This window comes from Novimethylophilus kurashikiensis, assembly GCF_003112435.1.
GTDB lineage: Bacteria > Pseudomonadota > Gammaproteobacteria > Burkholderiales > Methylophilaceae > Novimethylophilus > Novimethylophilus kurashikiensis.
Genome location: NZ_BDOQ01000001.1, coordinates 155,866 through 177,044, shown reverse-complemented (window position 1 = coordinate 177,044; position 21,179 = coordinate 155,866). Strand labels below are relative to the sequence as shown.

Below are 21,179 nucleotides of genomic sequence, written 5' to 3'. Positions count from 1 at the left end.
CATTAAGCTACAAATTTAATTCATCTTTTGCGTCTCGATGCAATGTGGGTTAGCGAACAGGTAAAGCTCACCCATGAACCGTTAAGATAGAAACGGTTGAGTTAAAATCTCTTACTCATTTCATTTGGCAGGACAAGTTCAGTGAATATCGCAGCACAACCACAGCCGACAGACTCGTCTGTCCCCCCGCAGATTTTTAAAGCCTACGATATTCGCGGCATCGTGGGCAAAACCCTGACACCGGAAATCGTTGAAGCCATCGGTCGCGCGATCGGGTCTGAAGCTGTTGCACGAAACCAGCGGGAGATCTGCATCGGTTATGACGGTCGGCTATCAGGCCCTTCCCTCGCCGCAGCCTTGGCCAAAGGCATTCAAGCGAGCGGCATTGCCGTGGTCGACCTCGGCATGGTGGCGACACCCATGGTGTATTTTGCGGCCCACCATCTCGGCACCCAGTGCGGCGTCATGGTCACGGGCAGTCACAATCCGCCGGAATACAACGGCCTCAAAATGGTGCTGGGCGGCGAAACCTTATCCGGCGAAACAATTCAGGGCTTGCGTCGGCGCATCGAGACAGGCGATTTGACTGAAGGGGAAGGCGGATTTCGCCGATACGACATCGCAGCGGACTACATCGCCCGCATTGCCGGCGACATTAAACTCGCCCGCCCGATGAGAATTGCAGTGGATTGCGGTAACGGCGTGGCTGGCGCCATTGCCAAACCGTTATTCACGGCCCTGGGATGCGAAGTCGAGGAACTGTTCTGCGAAGTGGACGGACATTTCCCCAACCATCATCCCGATCCCTCTGTCCCGGAAAACTTAACCGATCTGATTACCGCATTGAAAGCGGGTGACGCAGAAATCGGCCTGGCCTTTGACGGCGACGGCGACCGACTGGGCGTCGTCACCAAGGACGGCAAGATTATCTATCCCGACCGCCAGCTCATGCTGTTCGCGGCTGATGTGCTGAGCCGCGAAGCCGATGCCACCATCATTTACGATGTCAAATCCACTCGCAATCTCGACGCCTGGATCACTGCCAAGGGCGGCCAGCCGCTGTTGTGGAAAACAGGTCACTCGCTCGTTAAAGCCAAGATGAAAGAAACCGGCGCAGCCTTGGCCGGCGAAATGAGCGGGCACGTGTTTTTCAAGGAACGCTGGTACGGCTTTGACGACGGCTTGTATGCTGGCTGCCGGCTGTTGGAAATCCTCAGCCGCCACGACGACCCTTCCGCCATCCTCAACGCCCTGCCCGATAGCGTTAGCACGCCGGAACAGCATATCCAGATGAAAGAAGGCGAGCCGCACGTGCTCATTGCAAGGCTGCAACAGGAAGCTCAGTTCGAAGGCGCGCAGAAGGTCATCAGCATTGACGGCCTGCGCGTGGAGTACGACGACGGCTTCGGACTCATGCGGCCTTCCAATACAACGCCGGTAGTGGTCCTACGCTTCGAGGCGGATTCAGAGGCTGCTTTAAAGCGCATCCAGGAACAGTTCCGCCGCATCATCCTGGCGGCCGCGCCGGAGGCAGTACTCCCCTTCTGATTTTCCGGGCAACCACAGACGTTGCCCGCATCCCACCCCGCCAATAAAAACGCCCTTCCGGCTTGCACCGGAAGGGCGTTTCGGTATTGCTCGCTCGGTAAAAGCTTACAGCATTTCTGCCAAGGCTTTTTCCAGCTTGATTTGGTCGACCACGAAGCCGCGGATACCTTCGGACAGCTTCTCGGTAGCCATTTGGTCTTCGTTGTGATCGAAGCGGAATTGCGCTTCGGTCAACGAAGCTGCACGCTTCTTGGTTGCGCCGTTGTCGCTTAGCACGCGCGGCAAGTTGCCTTGGGTTGCTGCCAGTTCTTCCAGCAGGTTCGGGCTGATGGTCAGACGGTCGACGCCAGCCAGGGCAGTGATTTCACCGATGTTACGGAAGGAAGCACCCATCACGGTGGTCTTGTAGCCGTGTTCCTTGTAGTACTGGTAAATCTTGCGTACGGAGATCACGCCAGGATCGGTTTCGGAGGTGTACTCGGTACCCGGGTTCTTGGCCTTGTACCAGTCGAGGATACGGCCGACGAACGGGGAGATCAGGGTCACGCCGGCTTCGGCGCAGGCACGGGCTTGGGCGAAGCTGAACAGCAGCGTCAGGTTGCAGTGGATGCCTTCGCGCTCCAGGATGGAACCGGTCTGGATGCCTTCCCAGGTGGAAGCCAGCTTGATCAGCACGCGGTCGTTGCCGATGCCTGCTTCGTTGTACAGTGCCATCAGCTTGCGAGCCTTCTTCAGGGAAGCCTCGACGTCGAAGGACAGGCGTGCGTCCACTTCGGTGGAGATACGGCCCGGGATGACCTTCAGGATTTCCATGCCGATGCCGACGGCGATCTTGTCGGCAGCGTCTTCGATTTGCTGAGCCTTGTCGTTGCTGCGGCTCTTCGCCCAGGCGATGGAGCTGTCGATCAGGGACTTGTACTCAGGCAGGGTGGAAGCCTTGAGCAGCAGGGAAGGGTTGGTGGTAGCCTCTTCCGGCTGTACGCGGCGGATGGCGTCAACGTCACCGGTATCGGCGACGATGTTCGTCATGGTCTTCAATTGCTCAAGCAAAGTGCTCATAGTTTTTCCTTCCCTCTTGACGAGATGTATAACTTTAGTGGGTTTGAAACGAGGCGGGTTATAACGCGGCAATGTATGCCGTCTTAAGCCGCATTATGTTATCACCGTGGGGTGGTCGCGTCCAGTTCGTGCCTTGAGCTGCGAGACTTCCGATGCGATCGCGATCAGCGATGCCAGCGCTTGCTGTGCATCCAGATGATGCCGCGAAATATCCGGTTCGAAGGCCTCCAGGTAGATACGCAAGGTCGCACCCTCGGTGCCCGTTCCCGAGAGCCGGAACACGATACGAGAACCGTCGACAAAGCCGATACGCACGCCCTGCCCCGTGCTCACGCTGCCGTCCACCGGGTCGGTATAGCTGAAGTCATCGCAGAACAGCACCTTGTAGTCGCCGAACTGCTTGCCAACCAGTTCGGCGAAACTCTCGTGCAAATGCTGCATCAGTCCATTCGCCGCATCGGTCGGAAGTCCTTCGTAATCGTGGCGAGAATACACGTTGCGGCCGAACTTGGCCCAATGCTCATGCATGATGGCTTCCACCGGTTGCTTGCGCACCGCGAGGATATTGAGCCAGAACAGCACAGCCCACAGGCCGTCCTTTTCGCGCACGTGGTCGGAACCGGTGCCGAAGCTTTCCTCACCGCACAAGGTCACCTTGCCGGCATCCATCAGGTTGCCAAAAAACTTCCAGCCGGTGGGCGTTTCGAAACAGGGAATACCCAGCGCTTGCGCCACCCGGTCGGCGGCCGCACTGGTCGGCATGGAGCGCGCGATCCCGGCCAACCCATTCTTGTAGCCCGGCACCAGAGTGGCGTTTGCAGCCAGCAAGGCCAGGCTGTCTGAGGGCGTCACAAAGAAGCGCTTGCCGAGGATCATGTTGCGGTCGCCATCGCCGTCCGAGGCGGCGCCGAAATCAGGCGCGTTGTCGCCGTATACGATCTCGACCAACTCATGCGCATAAGTGAGATTGGGATCGGGGTGACCGTTGCCGAAATCGGGCAGCGGCTCGGCATTCATCACGCTACCGGTCGCAGCGCCCAAGCGCTTCTCGATGATTTCACGCGCATAAGGACCGGTCACCGCATGCATGGCATCGAAGCGAAGGCGAAATCCGCCTGCTAGCAAGGACCGAATAGCGCCAAAGTCGAACAGCGATTCCATCAGCTCAGCATAATCAGCAACGGGATCGATCACCTGCACGATCATGTCGCCCAACCGACTTTCGCCCAACTGATCGAGCGCCACATCGGCAGCTTCCAGGATGCGGTATTCGTCGATGGTTTTACTGCGAGCGAAGATTTCTTCGGTCACCTTCTCTGGCGCCGGCCCGCCGTTGGTCACGTTGTACTTAATGCCGAAATCGCCTTCCGGGCCGCCTGGATTATGACTGGCAGACAGGATAATGCCCCCGAAGGTCTTGTACTTGCGAATCACGCACGATGCTGCCGGCGTAGACAAGATACCGCCCTTCCCCACCAGCACCCGGCCAAAACCGTTGGACGCAGCCATTTTCAGGATGATCTGGATTGCTTCACGGTTGTAATAGCGCCCATCGCCGCCCAGCACCAAGGTACTGCCGGTTGGCGCGCCGATGCTGTTGAAAATGGACTGGACGAAATTCTCGAGATAATGCGGCTGCTGGAATACCGGGACTTTCTTGCGGAGGCCCGATGTGCCTGGCTTTTGGTCGGAGAAAGGGGTTGTTGCAATGGTACGGACGGTCATTTTTCAATCCTTATCACAGATATAGCGCTGCTCTTAAAATTCCAAACCGTCGGTCTCGCCCGACAGGCGAGTTACTTTCGTTTGCTTGTCCTAACGAAAGTAACCAAAGAAAAAGACACCCCGCTTCCCGCCCTCTGCGAGGGTCCCCTCCGCTGCTCGCCAAACCGGGCGGCGGGCTAAACTCGCTACGCTCAGACACCGCCCACCGAATTCCCCGGCTCGCCTATGCTGCTCGGCGGCGCACAGGGAAATTGCGGTATGTCACCTAGCGTAGAGAGATGATTGTTCAGCGATTAAAACTATTCCCCCACCACATCCACGCCGCGAGGCGGCACGAAGACGAAGGTATTGGGATTAAGCTTGGGATTGCGCTCGATCTTGGCAAATTCGATGATCGTGGTTTGGCCAAAGCTGTCGTGAAGCTCCATCTCGGCCAATTGATCGCCCTTGAAACCCAGCAGCACGCTCTCGAAACTGCCGTCCTTCTGCTTTGGCGTGGCTTCTACCCACTCCAGTTCGTCCTGGCGGCCGGCATCTTTCAAATCGAACGCCTTTTCCACTTCCTTGCTGCCCGCCAGCAAAGCGGCGGGGCTGGAGCCCAGCATTTTTTCCAGGCTGCGCACCGTCACCTGGCTCAACTCGGGATCGAACAGCCAGATTTTCTTGCCGTCGCCAACGATGATCTGTACGTAGGGCTTCTGGTAATCCCAGCGGAACTTGCCCGGACGCAACAGCTGCATGGTGCCCATGACTTCCTGCACTGTCTGGCCCTTGCGATCCAGCACGGTTTGCTTGAACACGGCCTTCATGGCCGGCGTACTCTGGTAGAACGCTTTGAGGCGCTCCACAGGGTCGGCTTGGGCCACTAGCGGCACCAGCATCAGCAACGGCAGAATTTTTTTGACGAATTGCGATACCAACTTGAATCCTTTTTAATTGAACAGACCGTTTGATTAGACAGACTGGAAATTATTCCCCGGACGGCGCCAGCACTTCGCGGTTACCGTTAGATTGCATGGCCGAGACCAGACCGGCGCGTTCCATGTCCTCGATCAACCGCGCCGCGCGGTTGTAACCGATACGCAATTGGCGTTGAACGGAAGAAATCGAAGCCCGTCGCGACTTCAGCACGATGGCTACCGCCTCGTCGTACAAGGGATCGACCTCGCCGCCACCGGCTCCGCCTTCACCCGACAGCTCCCCCTCACCACCCTCTTCGCCGCCGCTGAGGATGCCCTCGATGTAATTCGGCTGCCCGATGGACTTGAGGTATTCCACCACGCGGTGCACTTCGCTGTCGGACACGAACGCGCCGTGAACGCGCTGCGGATAGCCGGTGCCCGGCGGCTGGTAGAGCATGTCACCCTGACCCAGCAAGGCCTCGGCGCCCATTTGATCGAGAATCGTCCGCGAGTCGATCTTACTCGACACCTGGAACGCTATCCGCGTCGGGATGTTGGCCTTGATCAGACCGGTAATGACGTCCACCGACGGCCGCTGCGTGGCGAGAATAAGGTGAATGCCGGAAGCCCGCGCTTTCTGCGCCAGGCGAGCAATCAGTTCTTCCACCTTCTTGCCCACCACCATCATCATGTCGGCCAGCTCGTCGATGACGACCACGATCAAAGGCAGCTCACCCAAGGGTTCCGGTTCGTCCGGCGTCAACGAGAACGGATTGGTGATCGCATTGCCTTCCTTCTGCGCATCGCGAATCTTCTGGTTGAAACCGGCGAGGTTGCGCACGCCTAGCGCCGACATCAGGCGGTAGCGTTTTTCCATTTCGGCCACGCACCAGTTGAGCGCATTGGAAGCCTGCCGCATGTCGGTCACTACCGGCGCCAATAGATGCGGGATCCCTTCATAAACAGACAATTCCAGCATCTTCGGGTCGACCAGGATCAAGCGCACTTGCGAGGCGTCGGCCTTGTACAGCAGGCTCAAGATCATGGCGTTGATCGCCACCGATTTGCCCGAACCTGTCGTACCCGCGACCAGCACGTGCGGCATCTTGGCCAAATCGGCCACCGACGGCTTGCCGGAAATATCCTTGCCCAGCGCCATGGTCAGCGAAGAACTCATATCGGCATAGGCCTGAGAACCCAGGATTTCGGAAAGCCCTACCATCTGGCGCTTGGGGTTGGGAATCTCGATCGCCATGCAGCTTTTGCCGGGAATAGTTTCCACCACGCGCACGCTGATGACGGACAAGGCGCGGGCCAAGTCCTTGGCGAGATTGGTGATCTGCGAACCCTTCACGCCGGCAGCCGGCTCGAATTCATAGCGCGTAATCACTGGACCCGGCATGGCAGCCGTCACCTTGACCTCGATATTGAAGTCCATGAGCTTGCGCTCGATGAGACGCGAGGTGAATTCCAGCGTTTCGGCGCTCTGCACCTCGACTTCACCCTGCGGCTCGTCCAGCAGATGCAGCGGCGGCAGGGGAGAATCCGGCATGGTTTCGAACAACGGCGTCTGCCGCTCTTTTTCTACCCGGTCGCTCTTGGGGATTTCCAGCACCGGGGCTTCAATATGCACCGGAGGATGATCTTCGACACGCTTGCGTTCGGTCTCGACGAATTCCTCGCGCAGCTGTTCGGCCATCTGGCCCGCGCGCCGGTCCTCGCGGTCTTCGCGGGCCTGGCGGATTCTCTCGTAGGTGTTTTCCAGCCATCCGCCCAATTTTTCGGTGATGGTGAGCCAGGACACACCTGTAAACAGGCTGAAGCCCACGGCAAACGCCAGCAACAGAGCCAAGGTACTCCCGGCAAAACCCATGGCCTTGAACAACCCACCGTCGATCACGGCACCTAGCATGCCGCCAGGCGCCAATGGCAGCAAGGCATGGAAAGAACGAATATGGCCGGCTTCTAACGCACTGGAAGCCAGCAGCATCAGCATGAAGCCCAGCAGATGGAAAAACAGGATGGGACGGCTCGCCGCCTCTTCGCTCTCCAGGCGGTGATAGCTCCACCAGATGCCCATGAAAGCCAGCGCCACCCACCACCAGGCAGAGACGCCGAACAGGTAGAGCAGCATGTCGGAAATCCATGCGCCGGTGACGCCGCCCAGGTTATGGATGGTGACGGTATCGCTGGTGCTGTGCGACCAGCTGGGGTCGTCGCGATGGTAGCTCGCGAGCGTGGCGGCCACGAAGAGTCCGGCCGATACCAACGCAAGCCAGGAGGCCTCGCGCAGAAGACCGGCGGTCTTGGCCGGGACTTTGGAACGGGCGTTGGGAATCGCGGAAGGCGTTTTCTTGAATAGCATATTCAAGATTTTAAGCCATTCTCGCGAATCCCTACAGTGCGGTTTGAATCAGGTCAGCGAGCGCTCAGTCATTCGCTCCAGCACTTGCAGCGGCGAGCGCGTCGGATCGGCCATAGCCGACACCGGCAGGTAGAAGGTCTGCTCCAGCAGATACTGACCGGACATCACCGCATGCGGCACCTGGTCGGTGAAGACCATCCAGGTCGTCCCCGGTTGGAAATTAAAGGTGATCTGTTCGCCCTTGGCCTGGTAATCCGGGTCGGCTTTCATGCTGTCGTGGAGTTGCAGCATGAAATGGTCGTAGGCGCTGCGGCGGCTCTTGGTGATGTGCAGCCATTGCAGCAGCTGGCTGCTGCCGAACATCGGGCCCGGAATGTTCGGCATGAAGCGCTTGGCGATATCCTCGAACGCCCCGCCCACGCGCCAGACCCGAGCATCGCCGTTGGGATTGACGTTGCTGAACACGCGCAGCAACCTTTTATCCTGAACCGGTGCGGAGGGAAAAGCATCGACATGGAGACGGGTATCATCCTTGCGCCAGGATGAAGCGCGGCCCTTGATTTCGACCGGACGGTAGCTGGTACGGCCGCACACAATGTCTTGCTGGTAATGCGGCAGCAGACGGAAGACCAGGTCGCGGCTCGCGCTCGCAAAGCGGTGTATCATGCCCTTGAGTTGCTCGGCGTCCTGCCCTTCGAGACTGGTCCCGCGTAAAACGCCGGTGTTGAGGTCGTAGCTGACGTTCTTGCTCTTGCCGACGGTATCCGGCGTGAGGAAGCGTTTTTCGTTACCTTCCAGCACGAACGGAAGTTGGGGAAACAGCAGCACGTTTCCCGTTTCAATCCCGTTCATGGCTTCCTGCTGGGTTTCGGCGGAAAACGTCGCGTTCCAGTCGGAAACGGGAAAATCGAGTATCGGTGGCATGGCGTCACTCCTCTGGCCGGCGAAGCGCGAAGTGCGAAAACGCCGGAACTTATCCAAAAAATTCAATAAAATAATGACTCGTTCAATGCCTGCACACAAGGCATGGCAGACGTCATTTGCAAGCTGCGTAAATCATACCCGATGAGGCCGATGAATTCACGACATCAACGTATGATTTTAAAAAACTTATCAGTGTAATTGAGATTATTAATTATTAATGGCAGGACAATATATATAGAATATTGTCCAACTTTCGTTCAACAACAACACTGGAGGATTTACCATGGCCGTTCTCGTAGGCAAAGCCGCTCCCAATTTCACCGCTGTTGCCGTCATGGGCGACAACACCATCAACGAAAACTTCAATCTGGCTGCCCACATCAAGGGCAAGCCTGCTGTGATCTTCTTCTATCCGCTGGACTTCACCTTCGTGTGCCCGTCCGAGTTGATCGCATTCGACCACCGCCTGAACGAATTCAAGTCCCGCGGCGTTGAAGTCATTGGCGTGTCCATCGACTCCCAGTTCACCCACCTGGCTTGGAAGAACACCGCAGTCAACAACGGCGGTATCGGCCAAGTCGGCTATCCGCTGGTTGCCGACATCAAGCACGAAATCGCCAAGGCTTACGACGTTGAAGCCGATGCAGGCGTGGCTTACCGCGGTTCCTTCCTGATCGATGCCACCGGCATCGTGCGTCACCAAGTGGTGAACGACCTGCCGCTGGGCCGCAACATCGACGAAATGCTGCGCATGGTCGACGCGCTGCAATTCTTCGAACAGCACGGTGAAGTCTGCCCGGCTGGCTGGAACAAGGGCAAGCCCGGCATGAACGCTTCTCCGGAAGGCGTGGCCAAGTACCTGGCTTCCAACGCTGAAAGCCTGTAATCGGCTTATTTTTCAGCACAATAGGCTGTAACCAAGGAAGGCGCAGCAGCGCCTTCCTGCGTTTCTGGGGTTAGCGCGGCAACCGCGCCCCACCTTAATTACGCTAGAATTTCGCTATTCATTTCAATTCGGATTCAGGAGCAAACTTCATGTCCACCAAGCACGCCCGCCTGCTCATCCTCGGCTCCGGCCCGGCCGGCTATTCGGCCGCAGTGTATGCCGCACGCGCCAACCTCAAGCCGGTGCTCATCACCGGTATCGCCCAAGGCGGTCAATTGATGACCACGACCGAAGTGGACAACTGGCCGGCAGATGCCAACGGCGTGCAAGGCCCGGAACTGATGGCGCGTTTTCAGGCGCATGCTGAGCGCTTCAACACCGAGATGATTTTCGACCATATCCATACCACTCATCTCAGCGAGAAGCCCATCCGCCTCGTCGGCGATAGTGGCGAATACACTTGCGATGCGCTCATCATTGCGACCGGTGCCTCGGCTCAATACCTCGGCCTGCCGTCGGAAGAAAAGTTTTCCGGCAAGGGCGTCTCGGCTTGCGCGACCTGCGACGGATTCTTCTATCGCAACCAGGAAGTCGCCGTGATCGGCGGCGGCAATACGGCCGTGGAAGAAGCGCTCTACCTCGCCAACATCGCCAGCAAGGTGACGCTGGTTCACCGCCGCGACAAGTTCAAGGCTGAGGCCATCCTGGTGGACAAGCTCATGGAGCGCGTCAAGGAAGGCAAGATCGAACTGCAACTGTTCTCGGTACTGGATGAAGTGCTGGGCGACGACAGCGGCGTGACCGGTATGCGCATCAAGAACACCCAGACCGGCGAAACCAAGGATATCGCGCTGCAAGGCGTGTTCATCGCCATCGGCCACAAGCCGAACACCGATATCTTCGCCGGGCAACTGGAAATGGAAGGCGGCTACATCGTCACCCAGATGGGCCGCACCGGTAACGCAACGGCCACCAGCATCCCCGGCGTGTTTGCCGCCGGCGACGTGCAGGACCACATCTACCGCCAAGCCGTCACCAGTGCCGGCACCGGTTGTATGGCCGCGCTGGACGCCGAGCGTTACCTCGACCAACTGAAGTAATTTACCGGTCGTAATACCCACGGGCCGGGCTGGCGACAGCGCCGGCCCGTTTCATTTACACGTCTTCTGCATGATAAAGTTGCACCATGAGCGACGATACCGATGACCTCCATCTGTTCCGCGAGGCAGTCAAGGATGCCAAGCCGCTCAAGCACGACCGTATCCTGCACCGCCCGTCTCCGCCCAAGCCCATCCCCATGCAGCTGATCCGCGATGAACAGCAGGCACTCAAGGATTCGCTTTCGGACGACTACATGCCGGCCCACGAACTGGAAACGGGCGAGGAACTGCTGTACCTACGCGACGGCCACTCTCCGGATATTCTGCGCAAGCTACGCCGCGGCCATTGGGTCATCCAGCAGCAGCTGGACCTGCACGGCATGCTGGTCGACGAAGCTCGCGCCTACACTGCCGACTTTCTCAACCAGTGCAAGAAACGGGGCATCCGTTGCGTGCGCATTATTCACGGCAAGGGACTCGGCTCGCGCAACCGCGAGCCGGTACTCAAGAACAAACTCAGAAGCTGGCTAATGCAGCGGGATGAAGTGATTGCCTATTGCCAGGCGCGGCAGGTGGATGGCGGCGCCGGGGCTGTGGTCGTGCTGCTCAAGTCGAGTTAAACCAGCGTCGACCAGATTTCTTCGGGGATTTCCGGCAACGTCTCGAATCCCGGCTTCGCAAAGTAATATCCCTGGAACAATCGAACGCCCTGCTCGGCCAGGATCAAACATTCCTCCCGGCTTTCGATGCCTTCCGCGATCACCTTGATCTCCAACTCCCGACAAGCGGTCAAAATGGCGAACACCAGCGAGCGTCGCACACGGTCCTTGTCGATATTGCGAGTCAGCGCCATGTCGAGCTTGATGACGTCTGGCTGCCAGTCGGCCAGAAGGTTGAGACCGGCGTAGCCTGCGCCGAAGTCATCGATGGCAGTCGTAAAGTTGTGCTTCTTGTACTCGGCGAAAATACCGTGCAGATGGGCGTGGTCGGTGACTTTTTCGCCCTCGGTCACTTCGAACATGATGCGTTCGGTAGGGAACCCCATCTCGGACGCGGCCTCGAGCGTGGCGCGGATACAGGTTTCCGGCTTGTAAACCGCATTAGGCAGGAAGTTGATACTCAACATGCCTTGCAAGCCCAGGCTGCTCGCAAGATCGATGGCCTTGACGCGTATGGTTTGGTCGAAGCGATAGCGATTGTTGTCGTTGAGCTGCTCCAGAACCGTGTAGGCTGCCTCGTTGTTAAGCCCTCGCACGAGGGCTTCATAACCGAACACCCCGTGGGTCTCGATATCGACGATGGGCTGAAACGCCATGGAAAAATCGAGCCCAAGCGCTTCCTTGTTGCGGCATTCCTTGCACCCTACAGGTACAAAATCATCGACGGATTTGATATCTGCGATTCTTGACATTGTCTAGCTTCCCTTGCTGATTCCCACGCATCAGGCCGGTTTGAGCCTGTTGAGGATGCGTTTCATGATACGGATGAGCTCGCCGTCTTCATCCTTATAAGGACGGCAGCTCATCAACTCCTGCTGTTCCAGCAGAATATCCTCATGGCTTTGTTGAATATAGCCCATGGACCATTGCTCGAACATCCGCTGTGCAATAGGCACTAGCCCGATTAAGAAACAATCCCGGTGCCGCGGATCGTCGATAATTTTTACATACATCCGCATCAAATCGTGCTCATGGCCTTCGAGTACCTGAATAAAGTGCCGACCGCTCCCGCACAATACACCAGTGATACCGACTTCATGATTATTCGTCCGCGACGTTTCGAGGATCTGAAACAAATCGGCCTCAGTAACGAGGTTGGCTGCGGTACTGACGTATAACAGGCGCGATAAGTTTTGCATGATTCCTCTGTACTAGCGTCAAGCCACCGCGCTAACCCGGTTGCGTCCGCCACGCTTTGAGGCGTACAACAAATCGTCCGCGCCTTGCAGCAACTTTTCAAGCTCCAGGGCATGCACGGCCGGACTCCATCCCATGACGCCGATGCTCACCGTCACCCCAAATTGGCTACCCGCTACCCACGCCCCCTGCTCGGCCACATGGGCGCGGATGCGTTCCGCCACAGAAATGGCCTCTTGCTGGGAAGTATTGGGCAGTACGACGAGAAATTCCTCGCCGCCGAACCTTCCCAGATGGTCGTATGGCCGAAGGGTGTTGACGATGAGCGAAGTCACGCTGGCAAGCACCTTGTCGCCGATCAAATGCCCATGCGTGTCGTTGATCTGCTTAAAACGGTCGAGGTCGAGTAAAAGAATCGAAAACGGATTGCCGTCGCGCTCGGAACGCGCTTTTTCCTGCTCCAGGATGCTGGTGATGGCACGCCGGTTCCAGATATTCAGCATCGGGTCGAGATAGCTGTCGCGGATCGATTCGTCGGCAAAATCCAGTACCTCCTGATGCCGTCGCTTGAGTTCGCGCACTACGAAAGCGTCTTCGACCAAATGCCCCAAGTCGTCGAGCAGCAGGCGTTCGCTGAAGTTGAGTGTCCGCGGCGCAGGGTCGATGAGGCACAGCGTACCGACCTTGTGCCCCTCGAAATTCCGCAGGGGTCGCCCTGCATAGAAGCGGATCATGGGGTCGCCGGTGACTAAAGGGTTGTCGCGAAAACGCTCATCGTCGAGCGCATCTTCAACGACCAAGATATCGTCCTGCATAATGGCATGACCACAGAACGAGATATTGCGCGGGGTTTCGCGAACAGGCAGGCCGACGCAGGATTTAAACCACTGGCGGTTCTCGTCGAGCAGGGAAATGAGGACGATCTGGGTATTGAAGAACTGCTGTGCGATGCGCGTGATACGGTTGAAAATCGCTTCATCCGGCGTTGCCAGCAACAGCATCCGGCGCAGCGAGGCGATACGTTCCTTTTCGTTTTCCGGGATAGGCGCTTCCAGCATGTTGAGTCTCACAATCTAGAATTCAGTACATGGCGGCGAGCTTTTTCGCCGTTCAATACGCCCTCGCCGGGGCATTTCATTCCGCAGACAGCCTCAAGCCGGATTTAGTTCAGGTTACACGAAAAATATTCCCTTAAAAACAGGTGCTTAAACGCGGTTTTAGCACTAGCACAAGCCCATCATTTCACTATTGGGTAAGCGTTCCTAAATCGATGAAATCAAACACACTGCCTCCGCCGCAATGCCTTCACCGCGCCCGGTGAAGCCCAGTTTTTCGGTGGTCGTGGCCTTGACGTTGACCTGATCGAGATCGACTTTCATGTCGGCGGCGATGTGTTCACGCATTTTGAGGATATGCGGCGCCATTTTGGGCGCTTCAGCGATAATCGTCCCGTCCACATTGCCCACGCGATAGCCTTTCTCTGCAAGCAATGCGACGACGTGCCGCAGCAGCTCGCGGCTGTCGATGCCCTTGAAGCGCGGGTCGGTATCGGGGAAATGCTTGCCGATGTCGCCCAACGCTGCGGCACCCAGCAAGGCGTCGCAAATGGCATGCAGCAGAACGTCAGCGTCGGAGTGGCCTTTCAAGCCTTTTTCATGCGGGATATCCACCCCGCCGATGATGCACTTGCGGCCTTCGACCAGCTGATGCACGTCGAAACCGTGCCCGATGCGAAATTTCATAGCTGCCTCCGTGCCTGCAACAGCATGCCGGCCATATCCAGATCCTCGGGAAAAGTGACTTTGAGATTGTTGCGCTCGCCCAATATCAGCTTAGGCGCAAAGCCGAGCCGCTCCACGGCCTGGGCTTCGTCGGTCGGCATGTTGCTGCCGAAGGATTCCAGCGCACGCTTCAGCAATCCGTAGTGAAACATTTGGGGCGTTTGCGCCTGCCACAAGCTTTCGCGCGGCTCGGTAGAAGCCACGCGTTGCCCAACCCCGGCGCGTTTCAGCGTATCGGCCACGGGCACCGCGAGCAGGCCGCCGACTTCATCCTCGCGCAATTCGTCGAACAAGCGGTCTAGCAAGGTTGCAGTAATACAGGGACGCGCAGCATCGTGCACCAACACCCAATCCTCGTCGTCCCATTCCATGGCTTTCAAGCCGTTCAGCACAGAGGCCGCACGGGTTTCCCCGCCGCAGCGCAACACCGTCAGGCGGTCGCCGAATGCCGACCAATCGTAGGTATCCCACCAGCCATCTTCGGGGCTGATGACGACGGCTAATCCGTGCACGCACGGATGTTCATTGAACACCGACAGCGTATGATGGATCAAAGGTTTGTCGAGCAAGGGCAAATACTGCTTGGGCACGGTTCCGCCCATGCGGCTTCCCGCGCCGGCAGCGGGGATGAGTACGTGATTTGACATCGTAAAATCATAACACGCCCTTGATTCCCGCCGTTTGGCCCCCACGCTCGCAGATACACGCGAAACGCAGGAGGAAAGCGCCATGCCCACCACCCGTCCCGCCGCCGTCGCCGGCATGTTCTACCCCAGTGACCCAGCCGAGTTGAGCCACGACATCCAGGCCATGCTCATGCATGCCCAGCCCGAAGCACCGCCGCTCAAGCCGAAGGCGCTCATCGTGCCGCACGCCGGCTATATCTACTCCGGGCCCGTGGCTGCCAGCGGCTACGCCTTGCTGGCTTCCCGAGCCAGGGAGATCAAGCGCGTCATCCTGCTAGGGCCGACGCATCGAGTCGCCGTGCGCGGACTCGCCTTGCCGGGGTCCGACGCCTTCGAAACACCGCTCGGCCGCGTCGAAATAGATCTCGATGCCGCTCGCACCATCGCCGAATTGCCGCAAGTGACAGTCAGCCCGCAGGCCCATGCCTTGGAGCACTCGCTGGAAGTGCACCTGCCCTTCTTGCAATCGCTGCTGCCGGATTTCAAGCTGCTGCCACTGGCGGTCGGCATGGCGGCGCCAGGCGAGGTCGCCGAGGTATTGGAAAAGCTATGGGGCGGCGACGAAACCTTGATCGTCATCAGTTCCGATCTATCCCATTACCTGCCTTATGAGCAGGCCCGCAAGGTGGACGAGCGCACCGCCACCGACATCCTTCATCTCAAGGAATCCATCAGCCACGAGTGCGCCTGCGGGGGTACGCCTATCAACGGACTGATGCTGGCTGCCAAGCATCACGGCCTGGTGCCGCACTTGCTGGACCTGCGCAGTTCGGGCGATACCGCAGGCGACAAGAACCGTGTCGTCGGATATGCGGCGTTTGCGTTAACCGAAGAGAAAACACAGCAGCCGCACGCGTCTACCGATAAAGGGCGCACTCTGCTCAAGCTCGCCCGCAACGCCATCGCGCAAAGCCTCGGGCTTGCAATCCAGCCAGAAGCCGGCGATGGGTTGAACGAACCGGGCGCCACGTTTGTCACACTGACGCGACGCGGTCAGTTGCGCGGCTGCATCGGTTCGCTGGAAGCGCGGCGCCCGCTGTTGGAAGACGTGCGACAGAACGCCCTGGCAGCCGCATTCCGCGATCCGCGTTTTCCGCCGGTAACTGCCGAGGAGTTCGATCAGGTGCGCGTGGAGGTCTCGCTGCTGTCGCCGCAGCAGCCCATGCAGTTCAGCGACGAGGCCGATGCCTTATCGCAGCTGCGGCCGCATATCGACGGCGTGGTGTTCGAATACGGCCCGTATCGCAGCACCTTTTTGCCGCAGGTGTGGGAACAGCTGCCGCAACCCTGGCAGTTCATGGCGCATCTCAAGCGCAAGGCCGGATTGCCGCAGGATTTCTGGTCGCCGGAGGTCAAGCTTTACCGCTACACGGTAGAGAAATGGAAGGAAACGGAGTAGATCATGGACCAAGCCATCACCCAGGACGAGCGCCACCCGGCACGCTATTGGCACGCGCTGGACGACGGCCGCATCCAGTGTGACCTCTGTCCGCGCGACTGCAAGCTGCACGAAGGCCAGCGCGGCGCCTGTTTTGTCCGCGGTCGAGTAGGCGACCAGATGGTACTCACGACCTACGGCCGCTCTTCAGGCTTTTGCATCGATCCGGTCGAGAAAAAACCGCTCAATCATTTCTATCCCGGCTCCAGCATTCTTTCCTTCGGGACAGCCGGCTGCAATCTGGCCTGCAAATTCTGCCAGAACTGGGATATTTCCAAATCCCGCGAAATGGATCGGCTGATGGACCAGGCCACGCCGCAAGCCATCGCCGCATCAGCCCGCGCCTACGGCAGCAAGAGCGTCGCCTTCACCTATAACGATCCGGTGATATTTCTCGAATACGCACTCGATACCGCCGATGCTTGCCACGCGCTCGGCATCCAAACCGTCGCAGTCACGGCTGGTTATATCCACGCCGAACCGCGCCGAGAGTTCTTCGCTAAGATGGACGCGGCCAACATCGATCTCAAGGCATTCACCGAGGACTTTTACTATAGGCTCACCGGCTCGCATCTCAAGCACATCCTGGATACGCTGTCCTACGTCCATCACGAGACCGATTGCTGGCTCGAAATCACGACGCTGCTGATTCCCGGCCATAACGACTCGGACAAGGAAATCCGTGAACTCAGCGCATGGGTGTTCAAGGAACTCGGCCCCGATGTGCCGCTGCATTTCTCCGCCTTCCATCCCGATTGGAAAATGCCCGACGTTCCGGCCACGCCTTCCGCCACGCTCACCCGTGCACGACGCATTGCTCTCGATGCCGGGCTGCATTACGTCTATACCGGCAACGTACACGACGCCGAAGGCGGCACCACGTATTGTCCAACGTGCCATCACGCCGTAATCGTGCGCGATTGGTACAACATCGGTCATTACGACCTATCGCTGCACGGCCAATGCCCCAACTGCGGCCACCGCATCGCCGGGCGGTTTGGCGAATTCGAAAAACCGTTCGGGAGTCATCGCATTCCCGTCGCCATTCATGCGTCCGCCGTCACTTGATTTTCTAATGGGTGGATGAGCCATGCCGCCCGAACCGCCGGTCCAAGCGCTATATCGCGTCATGCTGGTCGAAAACGATGTCGGCGCAGCCGATTTCGTGCGTGCCCTGCTGGGCGATGCCGCGCAGTTGCGTTTCGAAATCCATCAGGTGTCTACGCTAGCTGCGGCCCTGCAGCAACTCCCGCTCAACCCGTATGACGTGCTGTTGCTGGACTTGGCACTACCGGATTCCAGCGGGGTGGATACCATCCATGCCATTCGCCGCATCACAGATAATCTGCCGCTCATCGTACTGACCGAGCACGACGACATGGACGCGGCGCTGCAAGCTATCAATGCCGGCGCCCAGGACTATCTCGCCAAGGGCAAATTCGATCGCGAGATTCTGGTGCGTGCCATCCGTTACGCCATCAGCCGCCAGCATCGTCAGTCATTAGCCCGCGAAGAGGCCGATACCGAGGCCTACCGCAAGCTCACGGCGCAGGTATTCGAAACCATGGCGGACGGCATCATGGTGACGGACGAGGCCGCCAACATCCAAGCAGTGAACCCGGCGTTCTGCCATATCACCGGCTACACCGAGGATGAGGTATTGGGCAAGAACTCACGACTGCTCAAGTCCGACCGTCACGAACAGGCTTTCTATACCGAACTCTGGGATACGCTGCAAAGCCGAGGCGAATGGGCGGGCGAAATCTGGAACCGACGCAAAGACGGCGAGGAATACCCGGAGTGGCAGACCATCAGCAGCATCAAGGATGCTTCCGGAAAGGTCGACCATTACGTCGCAGTGTTCGCCGACTTGAGCGGCATCCATCGCTCGCGGCCGGCTGAGGACAAATTGTCGTGGTACGACTCTCTCACCGGCTTAGCCAATCGTGCACAGTTTCTCAAGCGGCTCGGACAAACGGCCGAGCATGCCGAACGCGAAGGCTGCTTCGGCGTCGCCATATTGCTGGATCTCGATCGGTTCAAGGCTATCAATGAGGCACGGGGACTGCCTGTCGGCAATGCCCTGCTCAAACGCGTGGCACGCGCCATGACACGCACCCTGCATTCCGAAGACTTGCTGGCACGGCTCGATTCCGACGAATTTGCCATCCTGCTGCCGAGGTTGTCATCCACCCGTGAAGAAGCCGCGAAGGATGCGCTGGTAGTCGCGGAAAAAATTCGTATCGCGCTGCAAAAACGGCTCACGCTGAACGGCGAGGCCTTTCATATCGATACCAGCATCGGCATTGCCGTATTTCCTGAAATAGCCGGGGAAACCGCCTCCGACATCCTGCGTCAGGCCGATATGGCCATGCACCGGGCCAAGCTCGAAGGCGGCAGCCGTATCATCTTTTTCAAGGCGGTGATGGGCGAAACCATCAAGGAACGCTACCGCATCGAACGTGAACTACGGCACGCCATTACTCGCAATCAGCTAAGGATGTACGTGCAGCCGCAGTGGGAAGGCGGCTGCAAGCCTGTCGGCGTAGAGGCGCTGATCCGCTGGGAGCATCCGCAGCGCGGGCTCATCCTGCCCGGCATGTTCATACCGCTCGCCGAGACCTCTGACCTCATCGTCGCCGTGGACCGCTGGATGCTGGACGCCGTATGCCGGTTGTTGGGGCGACTGGAACGCGACCAGCAACTGACGCGCGTTTCGGTCAACATCAGTCCGCGGCATTTCCAGCAACCGGATTTCGTCGAGGAAGTGAAACGCAAGTTGTCCTTGAGCGGCGCCGATCCTGCCCAATTGGTGCTGGAAGTAACGGAAGGGCTCGTCATCGGCGACTTTGCCGATGTCATCGCCAAGATGACAGAACTGCGGGCAATGGGCGTACATTTCTCGATGGACGATTTCGGCACAGGCTACTCCAGCCTGGCCTACCTGAAACGCCTGCCCATCCACGAGATCAAGATCGATAAAAGCTTTATCCAGGACATTACCACCAATCCCAACGACGCGGCGCTGGTCGAATCCATCGTCGCAGTGGCTCAGCACCTGCATCTACAAGTGGTTGCCGAAGGCGTGGAAACGCCGGAACAAGCGGCTTTCCTCAACCGGCTTGGTACCATCATCCACCAGGGATATCTCTACGGCAGGCCCCAACCGGTGGAACAATGGCTGGAGCAAATCAGCCCATAAGCACTTGCTACACATGATGGTAATATGGCGTTCATGCCATCCGTCACCACAATAAATACAAACTGGCTGTATGCACTGTTGATTGCTTCCACGGTGCTGGCGTTCATTGCAAGCATCGCGGCGATGCGCTTCTTGCGGCTCTCCAGGGCGTTGCGCGAAAGCGAGGAACGCTGGAAATTCGCCCTGGAAGGTGCAGGCGATGGCGTCTGGGATTGGAACGTGCAGACCGACGAAGTAGTGTTCTCACGCCGCTACAAAGACATGTATGGCTTTACCGACAACGATATCGAAGCCGGGGATGAAGCCTGGAAACAGCGCATTCATCCCGACGACCGCGAACGGGTCGCCGAAGACGTGCGCGACTGCCTCGCCGGCAAGACGGTCAGCTACGTCAACGAGCACCGGGTATGCTGCAAGGACGGCAGCATCAAGTGGGTACTGGCACGCGGCATGATCGTGAGCCGGGATGCCAACGGCACACCGCTACGCATGATCGGCACCCACACCGACATCACGCTACGCAAGAGCGCCGAAGACCAGACCCGGCACCTCGCCCATTACGACGCACTAACCGAACTCCCCAACCGCACGCTCATCAATGACCGTCTGCAGCAGGCCATCGTCAAGGCCAAGCGCGACAAGAATCGCATGGCCGTCATGTTCGTCGACCTCGACCAGTTCAAGCCGGTCAACGATAACCTGGGACACGACATCGGTGATTTATTGCTGAAACAAGTGGCGCGCCGGTTGCAAAGCTGCATGCGCGAATCGGACACCGTGGCGCGTATCGGCGGAGATGAATTCGTAGTGCTGCTGCCGGAGATCGACCGTGAGGCAGATGCCGAAGTGGTGGCGGCAAAAATCCGCAACGCATTGCAACTACCCTTCGAAGCGGCCGGCCACTACCTTTCCATTTCGTGCAGTACCGGTATCGCGGTCTATCCCGATCACGGGTTGGATGAAAAACTGCTGCTGATCAACGCAGACATCGCCATGTACCGCGCCAAGAAAGCCGGAAAGAACAACTATCAGTTCTACTCCGGCGAGTTTCAGGAAAAACTGGAACCTACCCTGCCCTAGCCGCCTGCGCCGCAACGACTTGCGGCATCAATATCCGGGCGAGCGGTTCTTCGCGACGCAACAAATCTGCCAAGGTGTATTTGCCCAAAACGCTGAACAGCGCCTCCTGGGCTTCTTCCAGAATCCCCATCAACCGGCAGTCCGATTGGATGCAGCAATGTTCCGGCGCATCCATACAACGCAACAATCCGGCGTCACCTTCGGTTGCACGCAGCAATTCTCCCAGGTTGACCGTGTTGGGTTCTCCCGCCAAACGCAAGCCGCCGCCCTTTCCACGCTGTGTTCCAACATAGCCGCGCAGGGCCAGGTGGTGCACCACCTTCATCAGATGGTTCTCCGATATCTTGTAGGCTCGCGCGATTTCGGAAATCGTCGCCAATTCGCCGTGCTTGAGCCCCAGGTAGATCATCACGCGCATCGAATAATCGGAAAACGTAGAGAGTTGCATAACTAGCCTTGAAATAAGGTCCAACTGTTAAATGTTTTTTTTGCTTTGTAGCTGGACGTAATCTTGTGAACAGCATTCGGACGCGCCTTGTCAGGCAAGCCCCATTCATCCATCCGGATGGATCCGAGCGCCGCTTTGCCGGCGGCGATATATACCATAATAAAATTAATGCCTTGATG

Annotated in this window: 19 protein-coding genes; 8 read left to right on the top strand and 11 right to left on the bottom strand. The window is 58.2% G+C overall.

Translation table 11 applies throughout. From position 1 onward, the window contains the following. The first annotated feature begins 141 nt into the window (after window positions 1-141). Window positions 142-1,548, top strand: coding sequence for a phosphomannomutase/phosphoglucomutase (locus tag NMK_RS00825; RefSeq protein WP_305778751.1), 1,407 nt, complete (start codon window positions 142-144; stop codon window positions 1,546-1,548). Window positions 1,549-1,653: 105 nt separating this feature from the next. Here the strand turns inward: NMK_RS00825 and tal are convergent, their stop codons facing one another. The 5 genes from tal to kdoO all read right to left on the bottom strand — a co-directional run bounded on the left by tal (window position 1,654) and on the right by kdoO (window position 8,523). Continuing rightward, on the bottom strand, window positions 1,654-2,607 hold the full coding sequence (tal, locus tag NMK_RS00820; protein WP_109013855.1) for a transaldolase: 954 nt from the start codon (window positions 2,605-2,607) through the stop codon (window positions 1,654-1,656). A 93-nt stretch (window positions 2,608-2,700) separates the two neighbouring features. After that, on the bottom strand, window positions 2,701-4,332 hold the full coding sequence (locus tag NMK_RS00815) for an alpha-D-glucose phosphate-specific phosphoglucomutase (RefSeq protein ID WP_109013854.1): 1,632 nt from the start codon (window positions 4,330-4,332) through the stop codon (window positions 2,701-2,703). 299 nt (window positions 4,333-4,631) lie between these two features. Further along, window positions 4,632-5,213, bottom strand: coding sequence for an outer membrane lipoprotein periplasmic chaperone LolA (gene lolA / locus NMK_RS00810; RefSeq protein WP_109013960.1), 582 nt, complete (start codon window positions 5,211-5,213; stop codon window positions 4,632-4,634). An 88-nt stretch (window positions 5,214-5,301) separates the two neighbouring features. Beyond that, entirely contained in the window at window positions 5,302-7,599 is a 2,298-nt protein-coding gene (locus tag NMK_RS00805; protein WP_109013853.1) for a DNA translocase FtsK, read from the bottom strand. A 48-nt stretch (window positions 7,600-7,647) separates the two neighbouring features. After that, window positions 7,648-8,523, bottom strand: a complete 876-nt coding sequence (kdoO, locus tag NMK_RS00800) for a Kdo hydroxylase KdoO (protein WP_109013852.1) — start codon at window positions 8,521-8,523, stop codon at window positions 7,648-7,650. Between the two features lie 283 nt (window positions 8,524-8,806). On the opposite strand from kdoO, the gene NMK_RS00795 reads away from it, so the two are divergent. The 3 genes from NMK_RS00795 (at window position 8,807) to NMK_RS00785 (ending at window position 11,129) form a co-directional block, all read left to right on the top strand. Next, window positions 8,807-9,409, top strand: a complete 603-nt coding sequence (locus NMK_RS00795; RefSeq protein ID WP_109013851.1) for a peroxiredoxin — start codon at window positions 8,807-8,809, stop codon at window positions 9,407-9,409. Window positions 9,410-9,558: 149 nt separating this feature from the next. Then, complete coding sequence (gene trxB / locus NMK_RS00790) at window positions 9,559-10,509, top strand: thioredoxin-disulfide reductase (RefSeq protein WP_109013850.1); 951 nt, start codon at window positions 9,559-9,561, stop codon at window positions 10,507-10,509. 86 nt (window positions 10,510-10,595) lie between these two features. Continuing rightward, window positions 10,596-11,129, top strand: coding sequence for a Smr/MutS family protein (locus tag NMK_RS00785; protein ID WP_109013849.1), 534 nt, complete (start codon window positions 10,596-10,598; stop codon window positions 11,127-11,129). Here NMK_RS00785 and NMK_RS00780 read toward each other — a convergent pair. From NMK_RS00780 to ispD, 5 genes are all read right to left on the bottom strand, one after another. Next, window positions 11,126-11,920: an EAL domain-containing protein gene (locus tag NMK_RS00780; RefSeq protein ID WP_181376125.1), complete on the bottom strand. Its 795-nt coding sequence runs from the start codon at window positions 11,918-11,920 to the stop codon at window positions 11,126-11,128. The two genes, NMK_RS00785 and NMK_RS00780, sit on opposite strands and share 4 nt — an antisense overlap. Window positions 11,921-11,950: 30 nt before the next feature. Next, window positions 11,951-12,367 (bottom strand): BLUF domain-containing protein, encoded by a 417-nt coding sequence (locus tag NMK_RS00775; RefSeq protein ID WP_109013848.1) that lies wholly within the window; start codon window positions 12,365-12,367, stop codon window positions 11,951-11,953. Window positions 12,368-12,385: 18 nt separating this feature from the next. Next, a complete protein-coding gene (locus NMK_RS00770; protein WP_109013847.1) occupies window positions 12,386-13,423 on the bottom strand; it encodes a GGDEF domain-containing protein in 1,038 nt (345 codons plus the stop codon). 204 nt (window positions 13,424-13,627) lie between these two features. Then, window positions 13,628-14,107 (bottom strand): 2-C-methyl-D-erythritol 2,4-cyclodiphosphate synthase, encoded by a 480-nt coding sequence (gene ispF / locus NMK_RS00765; protein ID WP_109013846.1) that lies wholly within the window; start codon window positions 14,105-14,107, stop codon window positions 13,628-13,630. Next, window positions 14,104-14,793, bottom strand: coding sequence for a 2-C-methyl-D-erythritol 4-phosphate cytidylyltransferase (gene ispD / locus NMK_RS00760; RefSeq protein ID WP_109013845.1), 690 nt, complete (start codon window positions 14,791-14,793; stop codon window positions 14,104-14,106). The genes ispF and ispD overlap by 4 nt, the downstream gene beginning before the upstream one ends. Before the next feature lie 82 nt (window positions 14,794-14,875). Between ispD and amrB the strand changes: the two genes are divergently transcribed. Genes amrB through NMK_RS00740 form a run of 4 tightly spaced genes read left to right on the top strand, consistent with a single transcriptional unit; the run spans window position 14,876 to window position 20,552 of the window. Further along, window positions 14,876-16,231: an AmmeMemoRadiSam system protein B gene (amrB, locus tag NMK_RS00755; protein WP_109013844.1), complete on the top strand. Its 1,356-nt coding sequence runs from the start codon at window positions 14,876-14,878 to the stop codon at window positions 16,229-16,231. A gap of 3 nt (window positions 16,232-16,234) precedes the next feature. Further along, complete coding sequence (gene amrS / locus NMK_RS00750) at window positions 16,235-17,338, top strand: AmmeMemoRadiSam system radical SAM enzyme (protein WP_109013843.1); 1,104 nt, start codon at window positions 16,235-16,237, stop codon at window positions 17,336-17,338. A gap of 22 nt (window positions 17,339-17,360) precedes the next feature. Then, a complete protein-coding gene (locus NMK_RS00745; protein WP_227871290.1) occupies window positions 17,361-19,472 on the top strand; it encodes a putative bifunctional diguanylate cyclase/phosphodiesterase in 2,112 nt (703 codons plus the stop codon). 24 nt (window positions 19,473-19,496) lie between these two features. Next, complete coding sequence (locus NMK_RS00740) at window positions 19,497-20,552, top strand: sensor domain-containing diguanylate cyclase (RefSeq protein ID WP_227871289.1); 1,056 nt, start codon at window positions 19,497-19,499, stop codon at window positions 20,550-20,552. On the opposite strand, the gene NMK_RS00735 is transcribed toward NMK_RS00740, so the two are convergent. Next, entirely contained in the window at window positions 20,539-21,000 is a 462-nt protein-coding gene (locus NMK_RS00735; protein WP_109013842.1) for an RrF2 family transcriptional regulator, read from the bottom strand. The two genes, NMK_RS00740 and NMK_RS00735, sit on opposite strands and share 14 nt — an antisense overlap. Between the last annotated feature and the right edge of the window lie 179 nt (window positions 21,001-21,179).

Coding starts and splice junctions, on each gene's coding strand:
- NMK_RS00795 (WP_109013851.1), top strand. CDS start 8,807: ATGGCCGTTCTCGTAGGCAAAGCCGCTCCCAATTTCACCGCTGTTGCC.
- trxB (WP_109013850.1), top strand. CDS start 9,559: ATGTCCACCAAGCACGCCCGCCTGCTCATCCTCGGCTCCGGCCCGGCC.
- NMK_RS00735 (WP_109013842.1), bottom strand. CDS start 21,000: ATGCAACTCTCTACGTTTTCCGATTATTCGATGCGCGTGATGATCTAC.
- NMK_RS00780 (WP_181376125.1), bottom strand. CDS start 11,920: ATGTCAAGAATCGCAGATATCAAATCCGTCGATGATTTTGTACCTGTA.
- NMK_RS00815 (WP_109013854.1), bottom strand. CDS start 4,332: ATGACCGTCCGTACCATTGCAACAACCCCTTTCTCCGACCAAAAGCCA.
- NMK_RS00770 (WP_109013847.1), bottom strand. CDS start 13,423: ATGCTGGAAGCGCCTATCCCGGAAAACGAAAAGGAACGTATCGCCTCG.
- NMK_RS00775 (WP_109013848.1), bottom strand. CDS start 12,367: ATGCAAAACTTATCGCGCCTGTTATACGTCAGTACCGCAGCCAACCTC.
- kdoO (WP_109013852.1), bottom strand. CDS start 8,523: ATGCCACCGATACTCGATTTTCCCGTTTCCGACTGGAACGCGACGTTT.
- ispF (WP_109013846.1), bottom strand. CDS start 14,107: ATGAAATTTCGCATCGGGCACGGTTTCGACGTGCATCAGCTGGTCGAA.
- tal (WP_109013855.1), bottom strand. CDS start 2,607: ATGAGCACTTTGCTTGAGCAATTGAAGACCATGACGAACATCGTCGCC.
- amrB (WP_109013844.1), top strand. CDS start 14,876: ATGCCCACCACCCGTCCCGCCGCCGTCGCCGGCATGTTCTACCCCAGT.
- lolA (WP_109013960.1), bottom strand. CDS start 5,213: ATGCTGGTGCCGCTAGTGGCCCAAGCCGACCCTGTGGAGCGCCTCAAA.
- NMK_RS00805 (WP_109013853.1), bottom strand. CDS start 7,599: ATGCTATTCAAGAAAACGCCTTCCGCGATTCCCAACGCCCGTTCCAAA.
- NMK_RS00785 (WP_109013849.1), top strand. CDS start 10,596: ATGAGCGACGATACCGATGACCTCCATCTGTTCCGCGAGGCAGTCAAG.
- NMK_RS00740 (WP_227871289.1), top strand. CDS start 19,497: ATGGCGTTCATGCCATCCGTCACCACAATAAATACAAACTGGCTGTAT.
- amrS (WP_109013843.1), top strand. CDS start 16,235: ATGGACCAAGCCATCACCCAGGACGAGCGCCACCCGGCACGCTATTGG.
- NMK_RS00745 (WP_227871290.1), top strand. CDS start 17,361: ATGCCGCCCGAACCGCCGGTCCAAGCGCTATATCGCGTCATGCTGGTC.
- ispD (WP_109013845.1), bottom strand. CDS start 14,793: ATGTCAAATCACGTACTCATCCCCGCTGCCGGCGCGGGAAGCCGCATG.